Source organism: Methylobacterium oryzisoli (assembly GCF_046557895.1).
Classification (GTDB): Bacteria; Pseudomonadota; Alphaproteobacteria; order Rhizobiales; family Beijerinckiaceae; genus Methylobacterium; species Methylobacterium oryzisoli.
This window is the reverse complement of sequence record NZ_JBKIBX010000142.1, coordinates 1-506: the sequence shown is the minus strand read 5'-3', so window position 1 is coordinate 506 and position 506 is coordinate 1. Positions and strand designations below refer to the sequence as shown.

Below are 506 nucleotides of genomic sequence, written 5' to 3'. Positions count from 1 at the left end.
TTTTTTGAGTGTCTGACGCACCGTCTCGTGAGACACGCCCGGCACGGGCTGCCGTTCAACCATGCGGCTGGCCAACAGGCGCAGCGTCCAGCGCGCCCGTCCTTGAGGCGGCGGCGAGCAGGCCAGGGCGATCAGGTGAGCCTCCGCTTCGCCGTCGAGCGCGCGGGCGTAGAGGCGCTGGCCCTTGCGGTAGGGGCTCAGCGCCCGCTCCAGCCCCTCCTCGACGAAGCGCCGTCGCACCCGCTCCACGCTCGCCGTTCCGACCCCGACCCCTTCGGCGATCCGTTCGTCGGGCCAGCCCGGTCCCGCGGCGCTCGCGTCAGCCTTGAGCAACACCTGCGCGTGCTTGAGCCGGCGCACCTCGGCCTTGCCGCGCGACACCAGCCCAGAAAGCTCATCCCGCTCCGCCGCCGTGAGCGTCACAACGTACTTCTTCATCGCGCGCCTCCCGGCATCGCTCCCCATCAACGCGCAAATCATCAAATCAGCGCAGACAAGCCACTAGG

1 protein-coding gene is annotated in these 506 nt (G+C 69.6%); it reads right to left on the bottom strand.

From position 1 onward, the window contains the following. Positions 1-438 (bottom strand): helix-turn-helix domain-containing protein (locus ACKUB9_RS34425; protein WP_407531208.1); only part of this gene is annotated, 438 nt, incomplete at its 3' end. Positions 439-506: the final 68 nt, after the last annotated feature.